Origin of the sequence: Bacillus sp. RB3 (genome assembly GCF_030164735.1) — a bacterium.
GTDB classification, from domain to species: Bacteria; Bacillota; Bacilli; order Bacillales; family Bacillaceae_G; genus Bacillus_A; species Bacillus_A cereus.
This window is the reverse complement of record NZ_JASNGE010000002.1, coordinates 318,331-338,016: the sequence shown is the minus strand read 5'-3', so window position 1 is coordinate 338,016 and position 19,686 is coordinate 318,331. Positions and strand designations below refer to the sequence as shown.

The following is a 19,686-nucleotide window of genomic DNA, read 5'->3' as shown; positions in this document are numbered from 1 at the left end:
TTATTCCGTTATATAGCCCGATTGTTGAATAACATGACTGGCGTTTTTTAAACAACTTTATTATCTCTGTACACGATGAATTAACGACTTGAGCTGTTGTGTAAATAATATACAATGACCTTTTCTAATTCCTTAGTTTGTTCTTTTTCCCGTACACGAACGGCATCTACTGGAATTTGTGTATGTTTTAACCAATCTAGAATAAGGTGTAGTTGTTCTTGTATTTGCCCAATGTTTTGCTCCTTTATGTTCTTATTCTGAATTCTATCAATTAATTGAAGCATATAGGGAAGTTTTTCTATACATTCACTTAAATCTCCGCAATAACCTGAAGGGAATTCATGTGTACCAAATTCTAAAGTATTGATGTAATTAGAAACTAGGTATATCATGGCTTCTTGTTCGGTATCACCACCTAATTCAATCGCTTTTCGAAGGGATTTTTCTAAATCGTCTTCTTTATTGCTAGAGTCCATATAAATTCCTATCCATCTAAAAGGTCTTGAATCAAATGGGTTGTTTTCTGTCCATCTATATAGAATGTCAATTAGAAAACTATTTAGTGAGAAAGTTAAGACCTCATCTTTTTCGTTTAATACATCTAAAATAGTAAACAGCGAAATGGCAAACTCTTCTTGATCTTTTGATTCCCATTTCTTTGCATTTGTAATAAATGTCTCTAAATGTTTAAAAGCTAATTTTCGAAGTCCCGCTTCGCGATGCTGACAGTAACAAATAAAATCATGCCAATGCTCAGTTGTATTCATATGTATAATAATAGTTTGTAATGCAGTGAGAGGTTTATCCATTATAAGTCCCCAATCTATTAAGCACGTGTTGAAAATTTAGTGTTATTATATCATTACATAAATTAAAGTAGGAAGAATTTAAGGTGGATTTTATTGGTCACGGGATCCAATCGATTGGTAATGTAGCGGTTCTAACAGGAGTCATTATTGACTTTGAAGATGAAACGTAAAAAAGTTATTATGTTTATCTGAATATTGAGGGAATACAAGAATTTTTATTTATTTAATTTTCAGAAAAAATAGACTAAAACATTAATAAATGGTATAATTTCCTTGTTATTGGAATTAAAATGAAAATATTAGAAGAAAAAGGATAGGGTTGGTTTTAATGGGGGATTCTGATCACAAAGAAACAAAGGCAATATTAAAGTTATGGTTTATTTATATACCACTTGCATTTGGAGAATTTGTCTTTTCGAATATCATAGGTTATTTAAAAAAATAAAGATTTTGTATTTGAAAAACAATTAACCTAATTTAATTGTTTTTTTATTTTTCTCTAATAAACCAAACAAAAATAAAGATTTTGAACAAGATGAAGTTTATGAAGGAAATAACGTTGATTAGGTGCTGAAAACGGGAAATATTCAAGCATGGTAATTCACCGTTTTTATAGCTTCCTATAGTGAGATGTTATGTTCACATCATATGTATACGATATTTGTAACTTAATATAGCATTACTGGAACTTCAAAATTAGTAGTTAAGGTTGTTACCTTATAGAGTGTTATATATAACTTAGCTAAAAAAGCACAAATCATATAATTTGCGCTGTTCATTATCTGTTTTTTGGTAAAAAATTATAGTTTTTGTCACATTAATACTGTACGATACATAGTATAAAACACATACTGTATGACATATAGTAATGGAAATGAGGTGAGTGAATGGATACTTTATTAAATTCGTTAATTACTGAGTTAAGAAGAGGGACATTAACGTTAGCTGTTTTAAGTCAATTAAGAACGCCGCAGTACGGATATTCACTTGTCCAGTTATTAGAGCAATCAGGGGTTACAATTGATCAAAGTACTTTATATCCACTACTTCGCCGATTAGAAAAGCAGGAATTAGTGACGAGTAGTTGGGATAAAACGGAGAGTAGACCTCGTAAGTATTATGTTTTAAGTGATTATGGATTAGAAATATTTTTGCAGTTGAAAAAAGAATGGATAAAGGATTCGAAAGAACTTTATAACTTATTAAAGGAGGAGGAAGAGAATGAATTTAATTGATCTCTATATCCAAGAGGTTGCGAAGAGATTACCTGAAAAAAATCGTGAAGATATTACACTTGAACTAAGGTCAACTATAGATGATATGTTACCTGAAGATTATAATGAGAAAGATGTAAAGAGCGTTCTCGAAAAATTGGGGAGTCCGGTTTCATTGGCTAATGGTTATTTGGATAGACCGATGCATTTAATTGGACCACGTTATTTTGATGTATATACAACGTTGTTAAAAATGATTATACCAATCGCAGCTGTCATTGCACTCATATCAATGGTTGCAGAAAATTTTATAGGCTATAGTGGTGATCAAGCGGTATTAAATGTTATTTTACAATTGATAGGTAAAGGCATTGGGGGAATTTTTGAAGTGGGCCTCCATGTATTTTTCTGGTTGACAGTTGTGTTTGTTATTTTAGAAAGAACAGATAAAGACAAAGGTATCGAGCCGTTGACGACAAGTTAAAAAAAATGGACACCAGATGATTTGAAAAACATCTCGTATATCCCAAAGAAAAAAGCAATCTCGAAGTTTGAAGTTTTTGGAGGTTTAATGTGGACAGCAGTTTGGGCTACACTTTACTTTTATGCGAATTATCTTGTTGGCGTATATAACGGTACGGCAAATGGACTGAAGTTTGTCTCGCCAACTTTTAATCAAGATGTTTTATTGCAGTACTGGCCAATCGTTGTAATTATGATCGTTTTTGAAATATGTATATCCCTTTATAAATTAGTGCAGGGACAATGGACGCAAAGATTGGCGATTGGGAATGCTATTCTTCAAATAGCTGGGACGATAGTATTCATTGTAATTGTAGTAAATCCACATGTATTTAACGCAGGGTTTATTACGTATTTGGCAAATGCATTTACTATTTCCTCAGAGGAGTTTAAAACGTGGCTCATTGGGGGAGGAATTTTCTTCTACATGTTATCTGCTGCAATAAATATATTTGATGGTTTCCGAAAAGCTAGTATTCGTATGTAGATAAAAATCGGAAATTTCGATAAAATAAAACTATTAAAAAGATAGTAAAATAAGGTGAACATGATGAAAGGAAGAAAATAATGATAAGGGAAGCAACGAAAAAAGATTTAGCATACATTTTAGATATTTATAACGATGCGATACTTTATACAACAGCTGTATATGCGTATAAACCTGTAACCCTTGAAAATAGAATAGATTGGTATGAACAAAAAAAGGCTGAAGAGTATCCAATTATCGTATATGAATTAGATAATAAAGTAGTAGGATTTGCGACATTCGGCCCATTTAGAGCGTGGCCTGCTTATAAATATTCAGTTGAACATTCTGTGTATGTAGATAAGGCATATAGAAAAAATGGCATTGGGTCTTCATTAATGAAAGAATTAATCAAAATTGCAAAGGAAAGAGAGTATATGACCTTAATTGCTGGAATTGATGCAGAGAATGAGAAAAGTATTGCCTTGCATCAAAACTATGGATTTGTTCATGCAGGAACAATAAAAAAAGCTGGTTATAAGTTTAATAAATGGCTAGATTTAGCTTTTTATCAGCTGGAACTTAACGGTCCTGAAAATCCTATAGAAGAATAAATATTTTTCGGTAGCAAGAAAAAATTCATGCTACCTTTTTCTTATTTTAATAGCTAATGAAAAGGTTTTTTACATTCAATGTTGAAATATTAGAAGTTAATATAACGATATAAAAAGAGGGATAGAAATGGAAACTGTTATAAATAAAATAAAAGAGGTACAATCTAATTATGTGGGAATGGCAATTTATTCTACAAAAAATAATCGTATAGTTGCTTCGTATAATAGTGAATTAAATATTCCGTTAGCATCAGCAGCAAAATTAGTCATTGGATTTGTAGTAACGCAAATGGTGAAGGAAAATAAACATAATTGGAATGATATACTTCATTACATTAAATTTAATCCACATGAAGATAGTGCGCAGTTATATCCGCATTTACAAGGAAGAACTTCTTTAACACTTAGTCAAGCGGTAGAGGTAATGATTGCTTGTCATGATAGTTACGTTGCACAGTCAGTTGTAATGCACTGTGGTGGATGGGATGCTGTGAAAATGTACGCACAAACGTACTTTTCAAAAATTCATATACAAGAGAATGCTAGAGATGAGAAAAATGTTGGAGAATTAAGTGAAGTTCTTGCCCTTTTCATACAAACCTTTCAAGGTTATAAATCAGAACCAGAATTATGGGAACCAATTATTAGCGGCATGGTAAGACAGCAAGGAGAGTATGAAGAAATTCCATATTATCATATAACTCATATGACAGGTGGATTACTCACAGCTACAATAAATATTGGTATTATAGGAATGTTTAACGAATTTCCACTTCTTTATGTGATTGGGGGAAAAGATTTACCGAATCGCCGTGAAAATAAAGAGGTAGATGAAGCTTTTGCAGTAGTTTTAAAGTACATATACAAAGAATATAGTGAAAGCATGCTAGGAGTGAGCGATTGAAAAGAAACTTAAAGACTTTAACAATCATTATTTTAATTTTAACGATTATTGCTCTTGAAGTTGGAATCGCCCTATATGATCACAATTTGTCATTAGATACAATTTACTTTGCAGCGATCCTTATTTGTATTGTATTGCTTTTTGGCACACGTGTTTCTGAAGAGAAAGAAAGTACATCGAAACGAGGGCGAAGAAAAATAGCTGTTATATTTTGGCCATCTATTTTATTGTCTATCGCTTGTTTTGCAGTTATAAATTACATAAGGGTAGGCTATGTCTCTGTACCAGGGATAATTGGCTTTTCATGCTTTGTTACATATGGTGGATTCGTTTTGATTAGTATTTTAAAGGGGAAAAATAAAATGTAGCTTACTAAGTTGAAAGGAAGCAATGTATATGAAACATATAGAGAACGGTACACGTATTGAAGGAGAATACATTAAAAATAAAGTCATTCAATATAATATGTCCATCTTAACAGATGAAGTAAGACAGCCGATGGAAAAAGTAAGCCTCGTAGTAAAAAATGAAGAAGGAAAAATATTTGGTGGTGTAACAGGTACGATGTATTTTTATCATCTTCATATCGACTTTTTATGGGTTGATAAATCAGTTCGTCATGACGGTTATGGTAGTCAACTGTTACATAAAATTGAAGAAATTGCGAAGGAAAAAGGGTGCAGATTAATATTGCTAGATTCATTTAGTTTTCAAGCGCCAGAATTTTATAAAAAGCACGGTTACCGAGAGTATGGTATCGTTGAAGATCATCCAAAAGGTCATAGTCAGCACTTTTTTGAAAAGAGATTATAATAATATTATGTATACTGATTGATGGGAGAAAGCATATGTACACGTATAAATTGCAACAAGAACAACCAATCTGTGCAGAAAAAATTAAGAAGCTTTATGATTCTGTCGGTTGGTGGCCAGAAAGAAAAGAAGTCGATATTGAAAAAATGTTAAAGAATAGTATAGCCATTGGAGTATGGGAAGAAAATGAATTAGTTGGATTTGCTAGAGTCGTTTCTGATGTTGTTTTTCGAGCATACATTGAAGATGTTGTCGTACATGAGAATGTAAGAAATAAAGGTATTGGAGAGAAAATGCTTACAATATTACTTCGAGAAATATCTCATATTAATATTGTTAGTCTATTTTGCGGAGAGAAGCTAATAAAGTTTTACGGTGAGCAGCAATTTCAAGCAACGAAGCAAATTGTGATGCATCGTAATCAAACAGGGAAAGAATAAGAGGTGCCAATTAAAATGAATGCAACAAGAGCGTACTGTTTATCGAAAAGAAAAGCGACAGAAGATTCTCCAGATGGCTGGAGTGCAACATGTATGAGGCTTAATAATAAAATATTTGCGATAGTAAATCATGAAGAAGGTGAAAAGGCTGCGATTACATTGAAGTGTGATCCAGAAGTCGCATTAAGAATAAGAGAAGATTATCCAGAAACAATTATTCCAGGGTATCATATGAATAAAAAACATTGGAATACCGTTTATATTCATAAGGGTATAGAGCAGGAGCAAATTAATAAAATGATTGATTGGTCGTATGATTTAGTACTACAATCATTTTCAAAGAAAAAGCAGCAGGAGTTAATGGATTAATATGTATTAGGAGTGTGTGTAATGAAAGATTCGATTAAAGATACGTATGATAAATTAGCGAGTACATATAAAGAAAATCTAGATTTCGCAAATCCATATAACAGTTATTATGAAAGACCGGCGATGATGGAGCTTATTCCAAAGGAACTAGAAGGAAAAAAGATATTAGATGCTGGATGTGCAGCTGGATGGTATACTTCTCAATTCATAGGAAGAGGAGCAAATGTTACAGCAATTGATGTAAGTCCTGAAATGGTAAAAGCAGCAAAAGAAAATATAGGAGAAGAAGCGACGTTCCTTTGTCATGATCTGCAAGAAACATTGCCATTTGAAGATAATACGTATGATGTGATTGTAAGTTCATTAACTCTTCATTATATAGAAAATTGGAATCAAGTATTTCAAGAATTTCGTCGTGTATTGAAGCCAGGTGGAGAACTTATTTATTCTATTCATCATCCTTTTATGGATTTCACAAAGTTTCCATGTGAAAATTATTTTGAAAAACAGTTATTAATAGATACTTGGGTTAAACCGAATATTACTATTGAAGTCAAGTTTTTTAGAAGATCATTACAAGACATACTAAATGAAACTACAAATTATTTTGTATTAGAAGAGATAGTGGAACCGAAGGCAATTGAAAAAATGAAAGAAGTAAGCGAAAAATCATATCATTATTTAAATATGAATCCACATTTTCTTATCATAAAAGCAATCAATAAATAGCTAGTAAAATAACTTTGTTTTACTAGCTATTTACAGTTTTACATTACATATTAGGAGACTTTAAAATGAATACGAAACGAAATAGAGTAGTATATGCACTATTTACTATAGTTGTTATTATTTTAGGTCTTAGCTCAAGAAAGTTTGCTTTTGCACTACCACATCTATTAAATGATTATTTAGGTGATGCATTATGGGCATTAATGATTTTCACTGGCTTTGGATTTTTGTTTCCTAAAACAGAGACGAAGAAGTTGGCTTTTATTAGTTTAATGTTTTGCTACGGGATTGAAGCGAGCCAATTGTATCATGCGGAATGGATAGATAGCATTCGTGCAACGACTTTGGGGGGACTCGTGTTGGGATACGGTTTTTTGTGGAGTGATGTAGTGGCTTATACAATTGGTGTTGGAGTGGGAATACTGTGTGAGGTTATTTTTCGGAAGAAATAAGAATTGTAAAAGGGGTATTTGTAAATGGAACAAGCACTGGAAATTGCAAAGCTTTGGTTTCGAAATGAACATGTCACAGCTACTGTAATGCAACCAAAAGTAGCGAAGGTTTTATGCAAGAATAAAGAGTACATTTTAAAGAGAACGGGATCGATAAAGCAACTTCTAGTTGAATTCGATGTTTTGAAGCAACTGTATGAAAAGGGAATTAAAGTACAGAGAGTAGTAAAGACAGAAAATGATGAACAATATGTATTATATAAAGAAAAATATTATTGCTTATATGAGTATGTTGCCGGAAGTGTTTTAGAAATAAAAGATACGAATAAGCTGGAAAGGCTAGCAAGTACAATTGGAGAAGAAATAGCTAATCTGCACAAAGCATTACATTCGGTGAATAGTGACCATGAGTTAATAAAAAGAGATTTATATAAGATGGTATTTGAATGGGCTATACCGATTTTAGAAAAGAATGAGTATGTTCATCGAGAGGTAATTCAAAAGATGGAGCGAATGCACGCAGCTTTCAAGGAAACGGTCCATTCATTACCGAGACAAATTATTCATCGTGATATGCATCTATCAAATGTAATCTTTAAAGATGATAAACTGGAAGGGTTTATAGATTTTGAGATTTTAGAAAATAATGTAAAAATATTTGATTTATGTTATTGCTGTACAAGTGTATTAAGCGAGCTATTTAGTAATGAAAGATTAAGAGGGAAATGGTTACATATCGTTAGCAAAGTCTTTGAAGGTTATTATAAACAAAATGATTTAACGAAAGAAGAACTAAAAGCTATTTGGTATGTTATGCTTTCAATTCAAATTATCTTTATTGCTTATTTTGTCCAGTTACCAGATTTATTAAAGTTAAATGAAGAAATGTTCTTCTGGATTTTTGCTAATAAGGAAGCTATTGAAGAAGTTATAGAATGTATCGTAAAGGTATGAAAAAAATAATATTAATTGGTTCTGGTGGTTCAGGAAAATCTACATTAGCAAGGCAGTTAGGAAATAAATTAAATATTAAGGTGCATCATCTTGATGCATTATTTTGGAAACCGAATTGGGAAGGTGTTCCGAGAGAAGAACAAATAGCAGTTCAAAATAACTTAATTAAAGATGAGAAGTGGATTATTGATGGGAATTATGGCGGGACGATGGATATCAGACTGAATGCAGCTGATACAATTATCTTCCTTGATATTCATAGAACAATTTGTATTTATCGTGCGTTTAAAAGAATTGTAAAATACCGGAATAAAACAAGACCAGATATGGGCGCGGGATGTGAAGAAAGATTTGATTTGCAATTTTTTAAATGGATATGGAAATATCCTAATGCTAAACGACCTACAATTTTAAAAGGGTTAGAGCAATTGTCCGAAGAGAAAAAGGTTATTGTTTTAAAATCTCCAAATGAGGTTCGGAAATTTTTAGAGCACATATAATAATACAATGTGACACAACAATTCTTTTTGGATCTTACCGATTAGTTTAATTAAACTAATCGTTTTTTATTATGAAAAATTTAACGCTTTTTGAAAATTGTATTTTGTAATGAGTATATGACTATAAATTCATATAAAATGAACGTTTGGAGGAATAGAAAATGACTAATGATTTAATTCAAACAATCGATTCATTAATGGTAAATATTCCAGCTGGAGAGGTAGTATTAAGAGATGATCGAATAAAAAAAGAATGGCTAGTGCAAATTCAACCATTTCTTCTTGCGAAGTATGCTGTAACAATGGAACTATATGATGCTATTACAAATAGTCCATTAAATAATTTTGATAAAAATCATAAACCAGTTGTCAATATTTCATGGAACGATGCCATTGCGTTTTGTAATGTACTTTCAAAAAAAGCGGGATTAAAAGAATATTATTCTATTAGTGATGGTGGTCAAATTGTGAAATGTAATTTAGATTCAAATGGCTACCGATTACCATGTGAGGCAGAGTGGCAATATGCATGTAAAGCAAGTACAACCGGATATACATACGGGAAACTTCATGATATAGCGTGGTATAATGAAAATTCAAATGGAGAGATTCATGACGTTGGCCAAAAAGAACCGAATGCATGGGGACTTTATGATATGCTAGGGAACGTTTGGGAATGGTGTTATGATTTGTATGATGAAACAGTGTACGGATCATATCGCATTTTTCGTGGTGGTAGTTGGGCTGAAACAGCGAGAGGGTGCGGCGCTACTTGTCGTCGTCGAAGCCATCCTACATTTCATATAGATGATCTCGGTTTTAGACTCGCTAGGTCAATTTAGTAGGAACATGCTACGAACAACTAAGAAAAGAGTATGGAGAAAATCCGTACTCTTGCCAACATAGAAACGATTTAACGTAAGGAGTGTTTATTATGGCGCGTGTTTTATTTATTAACGCTGGATCAGAAGGACATATAAATCCAACTTTACAAGTTGTAGAAGAATTGATTTCTCGTGGTGAAGAGGTCGTTTATTTTTCAATAGAAGCTTTCAGGGATCGGATTGAGAAGACAGGTGCTACTGTACGAACGATTGATGATCAAAAATTTATAAAAGCGTTTCTATCTGGAGGCAGAAATTATTTACAGGAAAGAATAAACGGCCTTCTACATACAGCGGATATTGTAATATCTAGCGTTCTAGAACAAATTGAAGGTGAACATTTTGATTACATGATTCATGATTCTATGTTTGGTTGTGGCCATTTAATTGCTCAAATTCTTAAACTTCCAGCCATAAATTCATGCACATCTTTTGCGCAGGATGAAAAATCCTTTGAGCAAATGTTAGGTCATCTGTCAAAAAATATCCCAGTAGAAATTCATGATAAAATACAGAATGATTTTCAAAACTTAACGAAGGGAATTGCTGAAAAATATGGTGTTGAAATAAAATCATCGTATGAAGTTTTCTGTAATCCTGCACCTCTTACTATTGTGTATACAATTAAGGAGTTTCAGCCTTTTGGTGATACGTTTGATGAAACATATAAATTTGTAGGACCATCTATCTCTGCACAAATGAAAAACAGAGACGTTGATTTTACTTCAATTGAAGAAAAAAGTCCGATTTATATTTCATTAGGTACTGTTTTTAATGAAGCGATTGACTTTTATAAACTGTGTATGAAGGCCTTTGAGAATAGTGAGCATACAATTGTTATGTCTATTGGTAATAAAACAAAAATAAGTGATCTAGGCGAAATCCCTAAAAACTTCATTGTGAAAAACTATGTGCCTCAAACCGAACTGCTTACTTATACGAAACTATTTATTACACACGGCGGGATGAACAGTACGCATGAAGGATTATATAACGGGGTTCCGCTCGTTGTAATACCGCAAAGTGCAGATCAGCCAGCAATTGCAAAGCAAGTGGAGAGTCTTGGAGCAGGAGTTCAATTACATATGAATGAATTAACCGTGGAGAAATTGCGTGAAAGTGTGGAGTTAATTTTAAATAACCCTTCATATAAAGAGGCTGCTTTGAATTTGAAGGAATCATTCCGAACATCGGGTGGATATAAGGAAGCTGTTGATGAAATTTTTACATTTGTAGGTCAGTAATAAATATAAAGTTATACATGAAAAAAGTGTCTATATTAAATGATATAGACACTTTTCTGTTGTAGGAAGAGAAGAATTGTTTAAATGGAAAAAATGAAAATACTAAATGTGAATTTTGAGAACTAAGTCTACAATTTCTGCTGCACACTTTTATTTTATCCCGTATTAACCGACCGTAAAACCCCAACTAATTAAAGTTTTAATTTATGATTTCAGGATGTGGTTTTATATGTTAGTAATAATTTCACTGTTTCTGCACAACTTCTGCACATGCTTAGGCGAGTTCTATGTCATGATATATTCATAAAGTGAAATATTTCACAAGGAAAAAATATATTTTCACTGCGGTGTATGCATAATTAACACATACATCGGTACAAGTTTGTCTCTTGTTATTCTTTTACATCAAAGCCCACATTCCACTACAAAGTATAACAAGAAGGGGACATGAACATGAATAATCGATTTTTAAAACAACTACAAAATATGAAAATGAACAAAAAAAGTTTAGGAGTTGTAGCATTAACAGCTGGAATTATTAGTACGACACTTATTCCTCAAAATGCTTATGCGCACGGTTTTGTTGAAAAGCCCGGTAGCCGATCCGCTTTATGTAGTCCAACTTATGGTGCGCTAAATGTAAACTGTGGAAGTGTTATGTATGAACCACAAAGTTTAGAAGCTCCAAAAGGGTTCCCACAAGGTGGTCCAGTAGATGGACAAATTGCTTCAGCAGGCGGAAAATTTGGTGGTATTTTAGATCAACAAACAGAAAATCGTTGGTTTAAAAATACAATCACTGGTGGGGAAAATACATTTACTTGGAAGTATACTGCGCCTCACTTAACGAGTAAGTGGCATTACTATATTACTAAAAAAGGATGGAATCCAAATAAAGCGCTAACAAGAGCAGATTTCGAACCAATTGGAACTGTACAACATGATGGTTCTGCAGCTTCAAATAATTTAACTCATAAAATCAATGTACCTACTGATCGTAGTGGATATCATGTGATTTTAGCAGTATGGGATGTAGCTGATACAGCAAATGCATTCTATAATGTAATTGATGTTAATCTTATTAATGATGTGAAACCAGACATAGAAGCACCAAGTATTCCAAATGGACTTCAGACGCAAAAAGTAACAGCGAATAGTGTAGAACTAACATGGAACGCTTCTACGGATAATGTAGGGGTAAAAGGATATCAAATCTTCCGTAACGGAGAGATGATTGATACAGTACCAGGGACTCATTTTATTGATAAGAAGTTACAACCAAGTACAGAATACTCTTATACTGTAAAAGCAATTGACGCAGCTGGCAATGTATCGACAGAAAGTACAGCGCTTACAGTAAAAACGACAGTTGAGACTCCTGATACAGAAGCACCAACACAACCAAAAGGATTACATAGTATGGGAACGACAGCGTCAAGTGTGGATTTAATGTGGAGTCCATCTGACGATAATATTGGTGTAGACCATTATGATATTTATAGAGAAACAGAAGGATCAATGAAAAAGATTGCAACATCCAATACAACTTCTTATTTGGATAAAAATCTGCTCGCTAATACTACTTATAAATATGTAGTGAAAGCTGTTGATGTAGCTGGAAATGAATCCGTACAGAGTGATATATTCACAATTACTACAAAAACCGAAAGCGCTTCATATGAAGCGTGGGATGCAAAAAAAGCATATAAAAAGGGAGATAGAGTTCTACACGAAGGAAAAGTATATGAAGCAGTCCAGAGTTATCAAGGAAATGGTGATCCAAACTGGATTTATGCATTATCATTATGGAAAACAGTGTAAGCTTTACTTAGGTATGAACTAAGAGATGATGGGCTTTGATGCAAAAGGTAATCTTAAGAATTCACTTTTCTATTAATAAAAAAGGGTAGTGTATGAATACATAAGATTCATATACTACCCTTTTTATTATGATAACATTTTCGTCATAAGTATGTGCGGAATGCCATCTTCCATAAATATATCAGAAGAAGTTTCATAGTCTAATTTTTTATAAAATCCTTCAGCTTGTGTTTGACCGTGTAGTTTCACTTTCGTAACTTGTTCGTTACGAGCAAGTTCTTCTAACGTTTGAATGATGACTTTACCTAATCCGTATGTACGATAATCTTTTAAAATACAAATACGTTCTAATTTTCCGACACCATCAACAAATCGTATACGACCTGTGCCTACAGGAAGTTCATGATAATAAACTAAAATATGTTTACATTGCTCTCCGATTTCATCGAATGTATCGAATTCATCTGCAAGAGGGACACCTTGTTCTTTTACAAATACTTCTTTTCGAATATGAAAGGCAGTTTCTAAATCAGCAAGTTCTGTTATAAGTTTGGATTGCAAAATGTTCAGTCCTTTCTAGTGTAATCAGTTTGCGTTTTCCTAGTATATCATAATAAAGCACTATTAAGAGAAGAAGAACATACTAAAAAGCCAACTTTAAAAAGTTAGCTTTTATTACAATTTCTTTATCCCATTTTTAGTACCAATAATTGCTGTACTCGTCATACTTATAAACAACCCTGTTTCAACTACACCAGTAATCATTTTTAATTGGGTGTGTAAATGGGCAGGATTAGAAATATGATTAGGGAATATACAATCGATAATCATGTTATTGTTATCGGTTATATAAGTTTCATCATTTTTCAAACGTAATGTGGTTTGACACCCTAAAGACTGAATTTTATTTTCGGTTTGTTTCCATGAAAAAGGGATGATTTCAACAGGTAATGGAAAATTACCTAAATGTGTTACAAATTTCGATTCATCAGCAATGATAATTAGTTCTTTAGAGGAAGAGGCAACGATTTTTTCACGAAGTAATGCACCACCACCGCCTTTTATAAGTTGTAAATTTGAATCAATTTCATCCGCTCCATCAATTGTAAGATCAAGGCTTTGTACGTCGTTTAACGAAATTAGGGGGATATTTAGTTGCTGTGCTAATGCTTCAGTTTCCTTTGATGTCGGTACAGCTTGAAATGATAATCCTTCTTTTACACGTTCACCTAATTTTTGTATTGTCCAATATACAGTAGAACCTGTACCAAGCCCAATTTTCATGCCATCATTTACAAAGTTAGCAGCATATTCGCCAGCGAGCTGTTTTAAATTCATCACTTTACTCCGCCGGGCGTGGCCCAGCATCAAGACCTGAATTTTCAACTGTAAGTACCGGACGAACGACTATATCTTTATGTACACGCATTTGACAAGATAATCGTAAATGATCTTCAATTCCTTTTTCCGTCATTGCATGTTTCTCATTCGCACTCGCTTCACAGAAATCACCTGCTAGTATTTCTACTCTACAAGTTGTACAACGTGCATTCCCGCCGCAACGATGAAGAATGTTGACACCGCTATCCTCAATTGCTAATACTAACTTTGTTCCTTCTTTCACATCAAAAGTTCCCGTACCTTCAATTGTTAATTTTGGCAAATTTGTTCCTCCTCACGTAAAATTGTACATAACATATTTATGACCGCGAATTATTGAACATAAACATTATTTTTTTATATCCCCGTAACTTTTTTTAATGTTGAATCGTTTATTAAGTAAGCGCTGAAAAGGAGTGGTTATTTTGTGCACAAAAGTAACTCATGTTTTAAAGAATCATATCAATACGAATCATTCAAATATAAACTTTTTAATTGAACAATATGGAGAGTTAAAAAGATACTGTACTTTTTTAACGAAAAACAAATGGGATGGGGAAGATCTCGCCCAAGAAACAGTGTGTAAAGTGCTTCAAAAATATAGAAATAAAGATATTTGTATGACACTCGTCTATAAAATAGCAAGAAATCGTTGGTTAGATCAGATGAAGTCTAAGTCTGTTCATGAAAAAATAAGAGAACAAATCACATTTGAAGAACCACATGAGAACATTGCAGATTTGCATGAAATGGTAGGGAAAGTATTGTCTTCATTAAATGTACAGCAATCCGCAATTTTATTATTAAAAGATGTTTTTCAATATAGTATCGCTGATATTGCTAAAGTGTGTTCTGTATCAGAAGGTGCAGTGAAAGCTTCTTTATTTCGGAGTAGAAATAGGCTGAAAACTGTAAGTGAAGAAGGGATTGAGATAGTCGAATTCACAGAGGATATTGAAGTTGTTGTAACATCTATTCGTGAGGAAAGACCGGAATTATTAACGAAGCTTCTTCCGACAATAGATTTTACTAAGTTACCATCTAAACAGCCAGTCTTATTATTTAATGTGAAAAACCCTTCTTCCTACAGTTATATGCTTTACGCAGCATAACAAGTATTGGAGGGATTTAAAATGAATGCAATTCCATATGTAGTAGAACAAACAAAATTAGGAGAACGTTCCTATGATATATATTCAAGGTTATTGAAAGACCGCATTATTATTATCGGCTCAGAAATTAATGATCAAGTAGCGAGTAGTGTCGTAGCGCAATTATTATTTTTAGAAGCAGAAGATGCAGAAAAAGATATATTCTTATACATCAATAGCCCTGGCGGTTCAACGACAGCAGGTTTTGCAATATTAGATACGATGAATTTAATTAAACCAGATGTGCAAACGCTATGCATGGGCTTTGCGGCATCATTCGGTGCATTGTTATTATTATCAGGGGCAAAAGGAAAACGGTTTGCTCTCCCTAACAGTGAAATTATGATTCATCAGCCGCTTGGTGGTGCACAAGGGCAAGCAACAGAAATTGAAATAACTGCGAAAAGAATATTAAAGTTAAAGCATGATATTAATAAAATGATTGCAGAAAAAACGGGGCAACCGATTGAAAGAGTAGCACATGATACAGAAAGAGATTATTTTATGACTGCAGAAGAAGCGAAGGCATATGGGATTGTAGATAACGTTGTTACGAAAAAATAAGTTAAAAACAGGCTAGAGGATATGCTAACCCTCTAGCCTATTTTTATTAATCTTTTATCCATTCATCAACTAGCGCTTGATTCTTCTTAATCCATTTTCGCGCCGCTTCTTCGGGATCTTTCGTTTTATTTAACTCGACCATTAATGTACCAAGCTGTTCATCGTTCATCTTCCATTTGTCAAAGTATTTTATGATATCCGGATGGTCTTTTTCGAAACCTTTACGAACAGAGTAATAAATGTCATCTTTTTCACCATATACTTTCTTAGGGTCTTTTAAATATTTTAAGTCAAATTCTGAAAAGCCCCAATGCGGATTCCAAAGCGTAACAGCGATTGGTTTCTTTTTCGTATATGCTTTCTTTAGTTCACTCATCATCGCAGCTTCAGAGGATTGGACAAGTTTTAGTTTTATATCATATTCTTTCATTGCTTTATTCGTTAAATTCATAAGACTACTACCGGGTTCGATACCGACAATTTTATTCTCTAGTTCATCTTTATGAGCATTTAAATCTTCGATACTGTTTATGTTTTTCATATAAGAAGGGACGACTAAACCTAGTCCAGTACCTTCGTACCATTTTGATTTTAAGACAATATCATCTTTATAACGATCGTTTAGCGGTTTATCTGTAACTGGTAGCCATACTTCTAAATTCGCATCAACATCACCACGAGCGACACCAGTCCAAATTGCGGCTTTTTCTAAATACATGAGCTCAACTTTGTAGCCTTTTTCTTCTAATAAAACTTTCCACATGTTTGCGGTTGCAATATTTTCTTTCCAACTTGTTACACCAAGTTTAATTTTTCCTTTCGAATTTGCATTTGTTGCATTACATGAAGTGAAAATCATAGTAATAAATAATGCAAGGCATATAAACCAAATTTTCTTTCGCATCGAAAACCTCCTAAGTAACGTTTGCCTTATAAAATAAATGTATAAGTAAGCATTCTTATTATGAACGGAAACGAGAATTTTAAAGAAATCTTATGAATGTCATTTTTATGTAATATTTCTTTGTAAAATCGCAACACTATGTGAATAGATGGGTAGAAAAGGAGTAGTGACATGGATAATACAAAGGTGCGTGTTGAAAACGTAACAAAAGTATTCGGGAAACATCCGCAAAGGGCCCTTTCCTTATTAAAAGAAGGAAAAAGTAAATCGGAAATTTTAAAAGAGACAGGAATGAACGTTGGGGTGAAAAAAGCAACGTTTGAAGTTTACTCTGGAGAGATTTTCGTTATTATGGGTTTGTCTGGTAGCGGGAAATCTACGCTAGTTCGTATGTTAAATCAATTGATTAAACCAACTGCAGGTCATATATACATAGATGGTGAAGACATCGCAACGATGGGAAAAGAAGAGTTACGGAGAGTAAGAAGAACGAAAATGAGTATGGTATTTCAGAAATTCGCTCTATTTCCGCATCGTACAGTTATACAAAATGTTGCATATGGTTTAGAAATACAAGGAGTTCCGGTTGAAGAGCGAGAGAAAAAAGCGTTAGAATCGCTACAGTTAGTAGGACTCGATCATCATAAAGATAATTACCCAAGTCAACTTAGTGGTGGTATGCAACAGCGCGTTGGAATCGCAAGGGCACTAACGAATAATCCAGATGTATTACTAATGGACGAGTCATTCAGTGCATTAGATCCACTTATTCGAAAAGAAATGCAAGATGAATTGTTAGAGTTACAAGATAAAATGGAAAAAACGATTATATTTATTACGCATGATTTAGACGAAGCGCTTCGAATTGGAGATCGTATCGCATTAATGAAAGATGGAGAAATCGTCCAAATTGGAACACCAGAAGAAATTATGATGAGCCCCGCTAATGAATTTGTAGAAAAGTTTGTTGCGGATGTGAATTTAGGAAAAGTAATTACGGCGGAGTCTATTTTAAAACGACCAGAAACTTTATTAATTGATCGTGGACCTCGTGTAGCCCTTCAAATTATGAGGAATGCAGGTGTTTCAACTGTATATGTTGTAAACAAAAAGTATGAGTTTTTAGGTATATTAACTGCGGATGATGCGAGTAAAGCAGTACAAAAACAGTGGCCGATTGCTGATTTATTACTTAATGATATTCCGCATGTGTATTTGGATACTTTACTGGAAGAGACATATGCAAAAATGGCAGAGATGAAATATCCGTTACCAGTAATCGATGAGAAGAAAAGGCTAAGAGGAATTATTAAACGTGAAAGTGTCATTCAAGCTCTTGCAGGAAACATTGAGGAAGAGGTGAAAGACGATGAATAGTATACCGCGGATTCCATTAGGGGAATGGGTCGACTCATTTGTTGCAAGTTTATATGAGCACTTTGAAGGCTTATTCCGAGGATTCTCTTATATTATTGGCGGATTTGTTGATTTACTCACTAATTTTTTAACAATAATACCCGCCATATTGATGATTATTATCTTATGTTTCCTCATTTGGTACACAACGAGGAAATTATCTTTAGTCATTTTTACGCTTATTGGATTATTATTTATTTTGAATATTAACTACTGGGCACAAACGATGCAAACATTGGCACTCGTACTTACGTCTGTTATTATTTCAATTATTGTCGGAATTCCAATTGGTATATTAGCATCTCAAAATGAACGTTTCTCAAAATTTTTAAAACCAACATTAGATTTTATGCAAACAATGCCTGCATTCGTATACCTTATTCCAGCGATTACATTTTTCGGAGTAGGTGTAGTACCTGGAATTATTGCATCAGTAATCTTTGCAATGCCACCGACAATTCGTTTTACTGACTTAGGAATTAGACAAGTTCCAGAAGATTTAATTGAAGCAGCGAATGCATTTGGATCCACAGCATCACAAAAACTATTTAAAGTACAATTACCACTTGCAACCGGAACGATTATGGCTGGTGTGAACCAAAGCATTATGCTTTCGTTATCGATGGTTGTAACAGCATCACTTGTAGGAGCTCCAGGACTTGGAGTTGATGTATATCGCTCTGTAACACAAGTTAATATCGGAATGGGATTTGAAGCTGGATTAGCTATCGTAGTAATCGCAATTATATTAGATCGAATTACACAAGGGTTCCATACGAAAAGAAAATAATGAATAAAAAACACACTTTTATAATACAAAGTGTGTTTTTTATTGCATCCAGATCACATACGAACGATAACAGAACCTCCAGCTGGTGCACAAACTTGGTTTTTTTGTTGTTCCATTGATTTAATTAATTGATTATTTTCCTCGATTAATGAGATTAATTTAGTTAATTGATTTTCAAGACTTGCAATACGCTGCATCATATATTGTGAATCATGATGCAATGTATTCCTTGCGGGATGAGGGGAATAAACATACTGTTGATTTATATTTGGATTCCAATGAGGATACATTTGAATCGTTCCTCCTTCAATAAATTACGAAGCTTTCTTATAGTAAATGCCTATGTATAATTAATAGTTACTTGAAAATTTTCCAATATAAAAGGAGTATGTACAGAAAATGGAAAATATTATATGTGAAGTTACAGTACATTTTTTGGAAATATTTAAGCGAGATAGTGCGTATATTAATACATTCAAGTAAATGTATGTTATTTAGGGAGAAATGGTGGGAGGAGATGTGATTTTGGCTAAAAATAAAAAAAGAAATGATGCTTTGGCAATAGGTGTCGGTATAGGGGTTGTAATTGGTGTATTTCAAGGGCACTTTACAAATAATTTAGTAATAGGAATTGTAATTGGGATTATAATTGTGATTGCGTTTTTGAAGAAATAATGAGATGTAAATTCATTTCAAAAATTGTTGTATCAAAAGAATGAAAATTCGGAATACGAAACCTGTTTTTC

25 protein-coding genes and 1 pseudogene are annotated in these 19,686 nt (G+C 33.3%); 20 read left to right on the top strand and 6 right to left on the bottom strand.

The genetic code is table 11. The annotated features are described in order from the left end of the window. Positions 1–80: 80 nt before the first annotated feature. Positions 81–809, bottom strand: coding sequence for a hypothetical protein (locus QO049_RS04625; RefSeq protein ID WP_000360495.1), 729 nt, complete (start codon positions 807–809; stop codon positions 81–83). 887 nt (positions 810–1,696) lie between these two features. Between QO049_RS04625 and QO049_RS04620 the strand changes: the two genes are divergently transcribed. The 15 genes and pseudogenes from QO049_RS04620 to QO049_RS04550 all read left to right on the top strand — a co-directional run bounded on the left by QO049_RS04620 (position 1,697) and on the right by QO049_RS04550 (position 12,735). After that, complete coding sequence (locus tag QO049_RS04620; protein ID WP_000380301.1) at positions 1,697–2,044, top strand: PadR family transcriptional regulator; 348 nt, start codon at positions 1,697–1,699, stop codon at positions 2,042–2,044. Next, positions 2,031–3,032: pseudogene (locus QO049_RS04615) on the top strand (HAAS signaling domain-containing protein). Before QO049_RS04620 ends, QO049_RS04615 begins: the two are co-directional and overlap by 14 nt. An 80-nt stretch (positions 3,033–3,112) precedes the next feature. Then, complete coding sequence (locus tag QO049_RS04610) at positions 3,113–3,625, top strand: GNAT family N-acetyltransferase (RefSeq protein WP_000617511.1); 513 nt, start codon at positions 3,113–3,115, stop codon at positions 3,623–3,625. Between the two features lie 127 nt (positions 3,626–3,752). After that, positions 3,753–4,529, top strand: coding sequence for a serine hydrolase (locus tag QO049_RS04605; protein WP_000450752.1), 777 nt, complete (start codon positions 3,753–3,755; stop codon positions 4,527–4,529). After that, complete coding sequence (locus QO049_RS04600) at positions 4,526–4,897, top strand: hypothetical protein (RefSeq protein ID WP_000827981.1); 372 nt, start codon at positions 4,526–4,528, stop codon at positions 4,895–4,897. Before QO049_RS04605 ends, QO049_RS04600 begins: the two co-directional genes overlap by 4 nt. A 28-nt stretch (positions 4,898–4,925) precedes the next feature. Beyond that, complete coding sequence (locus tag QO049_RS04595) at positions 4,926–5,342, top strand: GNAT family N-acetyltransferase (protein WP_098291361.1); 417 nt, start codon at positions 4,926–4,928, stop codon at positions 5,340–5,342. A 35-nt stretch (positions 5,343–5,377) separates the two neighbouring features. Further along, complete coding sequence (locus QO049_RS04590) at positions 5,378–5,782, top strand: GNAT family N-acetyltransferase (protein WP_246960185.1); 405 nt, start codon at positions 5,378–5,380, stop codon at positions 5,780–5,782. 15 nt (positions 5,783–5,797) lie between these two features. Beyond that, positions 5,798–6,151 (top strand): MmcQ/YjbR family DNA-binding protein, encoded by a 354-nt coding sequence (locus QO049_RS04585; RefSeq protein WP_000994622.1) that lies wholly within the window; start codon positions 5,798–5,800, stop codon positions 6,149–6,151. Positions 6,152–6,172: 21 nt separating this feature from the next. Further along, positions 6,173–6,880 carry a class I SAM-dependent methyltransferase gene (locus QO049_RS04580; protein WP_000655256.1) on the top strand — a complete coding sequence of 236 codons (708 nt, stop codon included), beginning with the start codon at positions 6,173–6,175 and terminating at the stop codon, positions 6,878–6,880. A 65-nt stretch (positions 6,881–6,945) separates the two neighbouring features. Next, a complete protein-coding gene (locus QO049_RS04575) occupies positions 6,946–7,332 on the top strand; it encodes a ribosomal maturation YjgA family protein (protein ID WP_001093461.1) in 387 nt (128 codons plus the stop codon). Between the two features lie 24 nt (positions 7,333–7,356). Further along, positions 7,357–8,286, top strand: a complete 930-nt coding sequence (locus tag QO049_RS04570; RefSeq protein WP_000434098.1) for a phosphotransferase enzyme family protein — start codon at positions 7,357–7,359, stop codon at positions 8,284–8,286. Next, positions 8,283–8,786: a DNA topology modulation protein gene (locus tag QO049_RS04565; RefSeq protein WP_000720552.1), complete on the top strand. Its 504-nt coding sequence runs from the start codon at positions 8,283–8,285 to the stop codon at positions 8,784–8,786. Before QO049_RS04570 ends, QO049_RS04565 begins: the two co-directional genes overlap by 4 nt. Positions 8,787–8,947: 161 nt before the next feature. Further along, positions 8,948–9,628 (top strand): formylglycine-generating enzyme family protein, encoded by a 681-nt coding sequence (locus QO049_RS04560; RefSeq protein ID WP_000180359.1) that lies wholly within the window; start codon positions 8,948–8,950, stop codon positions 9,626–9,628. A 92-nt stretch (positions 9,629–9,720) separates the two neighbouring features. Beyond that, positions 9,721–10,914 (top strand): macrolide family glycosyltransferase, encoded by a 1,194-nt coding sequence (locus QO049_RS04555; protein WP_000124885.1) that lies wholly within the window; start codon positions 9,721–9,723, stop codon positions 10,912–10,914. A gap of 453 nt (positions 10,915–11,367) precedes the next feature. Beyond that, on the top strand, positions 11,368–12,735 hold the full coding sequence (locus tag QO049_RS04550; protein WP_001065165.1) for a lytic polysaccharide monooxygenase: 1,368 nt from the start codon (positions 11,368–11,370) through the stop codon (positions 12,733–12,735). Positions 12,736–12,861: 126 nt separating this feature from the next. Here QO049_RS04550 and QO049_RS04545 read toward each other — a convergent pair whose 3' ends face one another. The 3 genes from QO049_RS04545 to QO049_RS04535 all read right to left on the bottom strand — a co-directional run bounded on the left by QO049_RS04545 (position 12,862) and on the right by QO049_RS04535 (position 14,398). Further along, complete coding sequence (locus QO049_RS04545) at positions 12,862–13,296, bottom strand: GNAT family N-acetyltransferase (protein WP_001190864.1); 435 nt, start codon at positions 13,294–13,296, stop codon at positions 12,862–12,864. Between the two features lie 114 nt (positions 13,297–13,410). Beyond that, complete coding sequence (gene rpiA, locus QO049_RS04540) at positions 13,411–14,073, bottom strand: ribose 5-phosphate isomerase A (protein WP_001049987.1); 663 nt, start codon at positions 14,071–14,073, stop codon at positions 13,411–13,413. Positions 14,074–14,077: 4 nt separating this feature from the next. Then, positions 14,078–14,398, bottom strand: coding sequence for a 2Fe-2S iron-sulfur cluster-binding protein (locus QO049_RS04535; protein WP_001125395.1), 321 nt, complete (start codon positions 14,396–14,398; stop codon positions 14,078–14,080). A 142-nt stretch (positions 14,399–14,540) separates the two neighbouring features. On the opposite strand from QO049_RS04535, the gene QO049_RS04530 reads away from it, so the two are divergent. Then, the gene (locus QO049_RS04530; RefSeq protein ID WP_098295468.1) at positions 14,541–15,227 is read left to right on the top strand and encodes an RNA polymerase subunit sigma-70; all 687 of its coding nucleotides are present in this window, start codon (positions 14,541–14,543) and stop codon (positions 15,225–15,227) included. A 21-nt stretch (positions 15,228–15,248) separates the two neighbouring features. Next, positions 15,249–15,830, top strand: coding sequence for an ATP-dependent Clp endopeptidase proteolytic subunit ClpP (gene clpP / locus QO049_RS04525; RefSeq protein ID WP_000991611.1), 582 nt, complete (start codon positions 15,249–15,251; stop codon positions 15,828–15,830). Positions 15,831–15,876: 46 nt separating this feature from the next. Here clpP and QO049_RS04520 read toward each other — a convergent pair whose 3' ends face one another. After that, a complete protein-coding gene (locus QO049_RS04520) occupies positions 15,877–16,734 on the bottom strand; it encodes a glycine betaine ABC transporter substrate-binding protein (protein WP_001227619.1) in 858 nt (285 codons plus the stop codon). A 171-nt stretch (positions 16,735–16,905) separates the two neighbouring features. Between QO049_RS04520 and QO049_RS04515 the strand changes: the two genes are divergently transcribed. Both QO049_RS04515 and QO049_RS04510 read left to right on the top strand, forming a co-directional pair. Beyond that, a complete protein-coding gene (locus QO049_RS04515; RefSeq protein WP_000370606.1) occupies positions 16,906–18,111 on the top strand; it encodes a quaternary amine ABC transporter ATP-binding protein in 1,206 nt (401 codons plus the stop codon). Continuing rightward, a complete protein-coding gene (locus QO049_RS04510) occupies positions 18,104–18,940 on the top strand; it encodes an ABC transporter permease (protein WP_001084760.1) in 837 nt (278 codons plus the stop codon). The genes QO049_RS04515 and QO049_RS04510 overlap by 8 nt, the downstream gene beginning before the upstream one ends. Before the next feature lie 53 nt (positions 18,941–18,993). Here the strand turns inward: QO049_RS04510 and QO049_RS04505 are convergent, their stop codons facing one another. Further along, a complete protein-coding gene (locus tag QO049_RS04505) occupies positions 18,994–19,230 on the bottom strand; it encodes a hypothetical protein (RefSeq protein WP_000283222.1) in 237 nt (78 codons plus the stop codon). A gap of 217 nt (positions 19,231–19,447) precedes the next feature. Here QO049_RS04505 and QO049_RS04500 point away from each other — a divergent pair, with 217 nt between their 5' ends. After that, positions 19,448–19,615, top strand: a complete 168-nt coding sequence (locus QO049_RS04500; RefSeq protein ID WP_002196584.1) for a glycine zipper domain-containing protein — start codon at positions 19,448–19,450, stop codon at positions 19,613–19,615. Positions 19,616–19,686 lie beyond the last annotated feature (71 nt).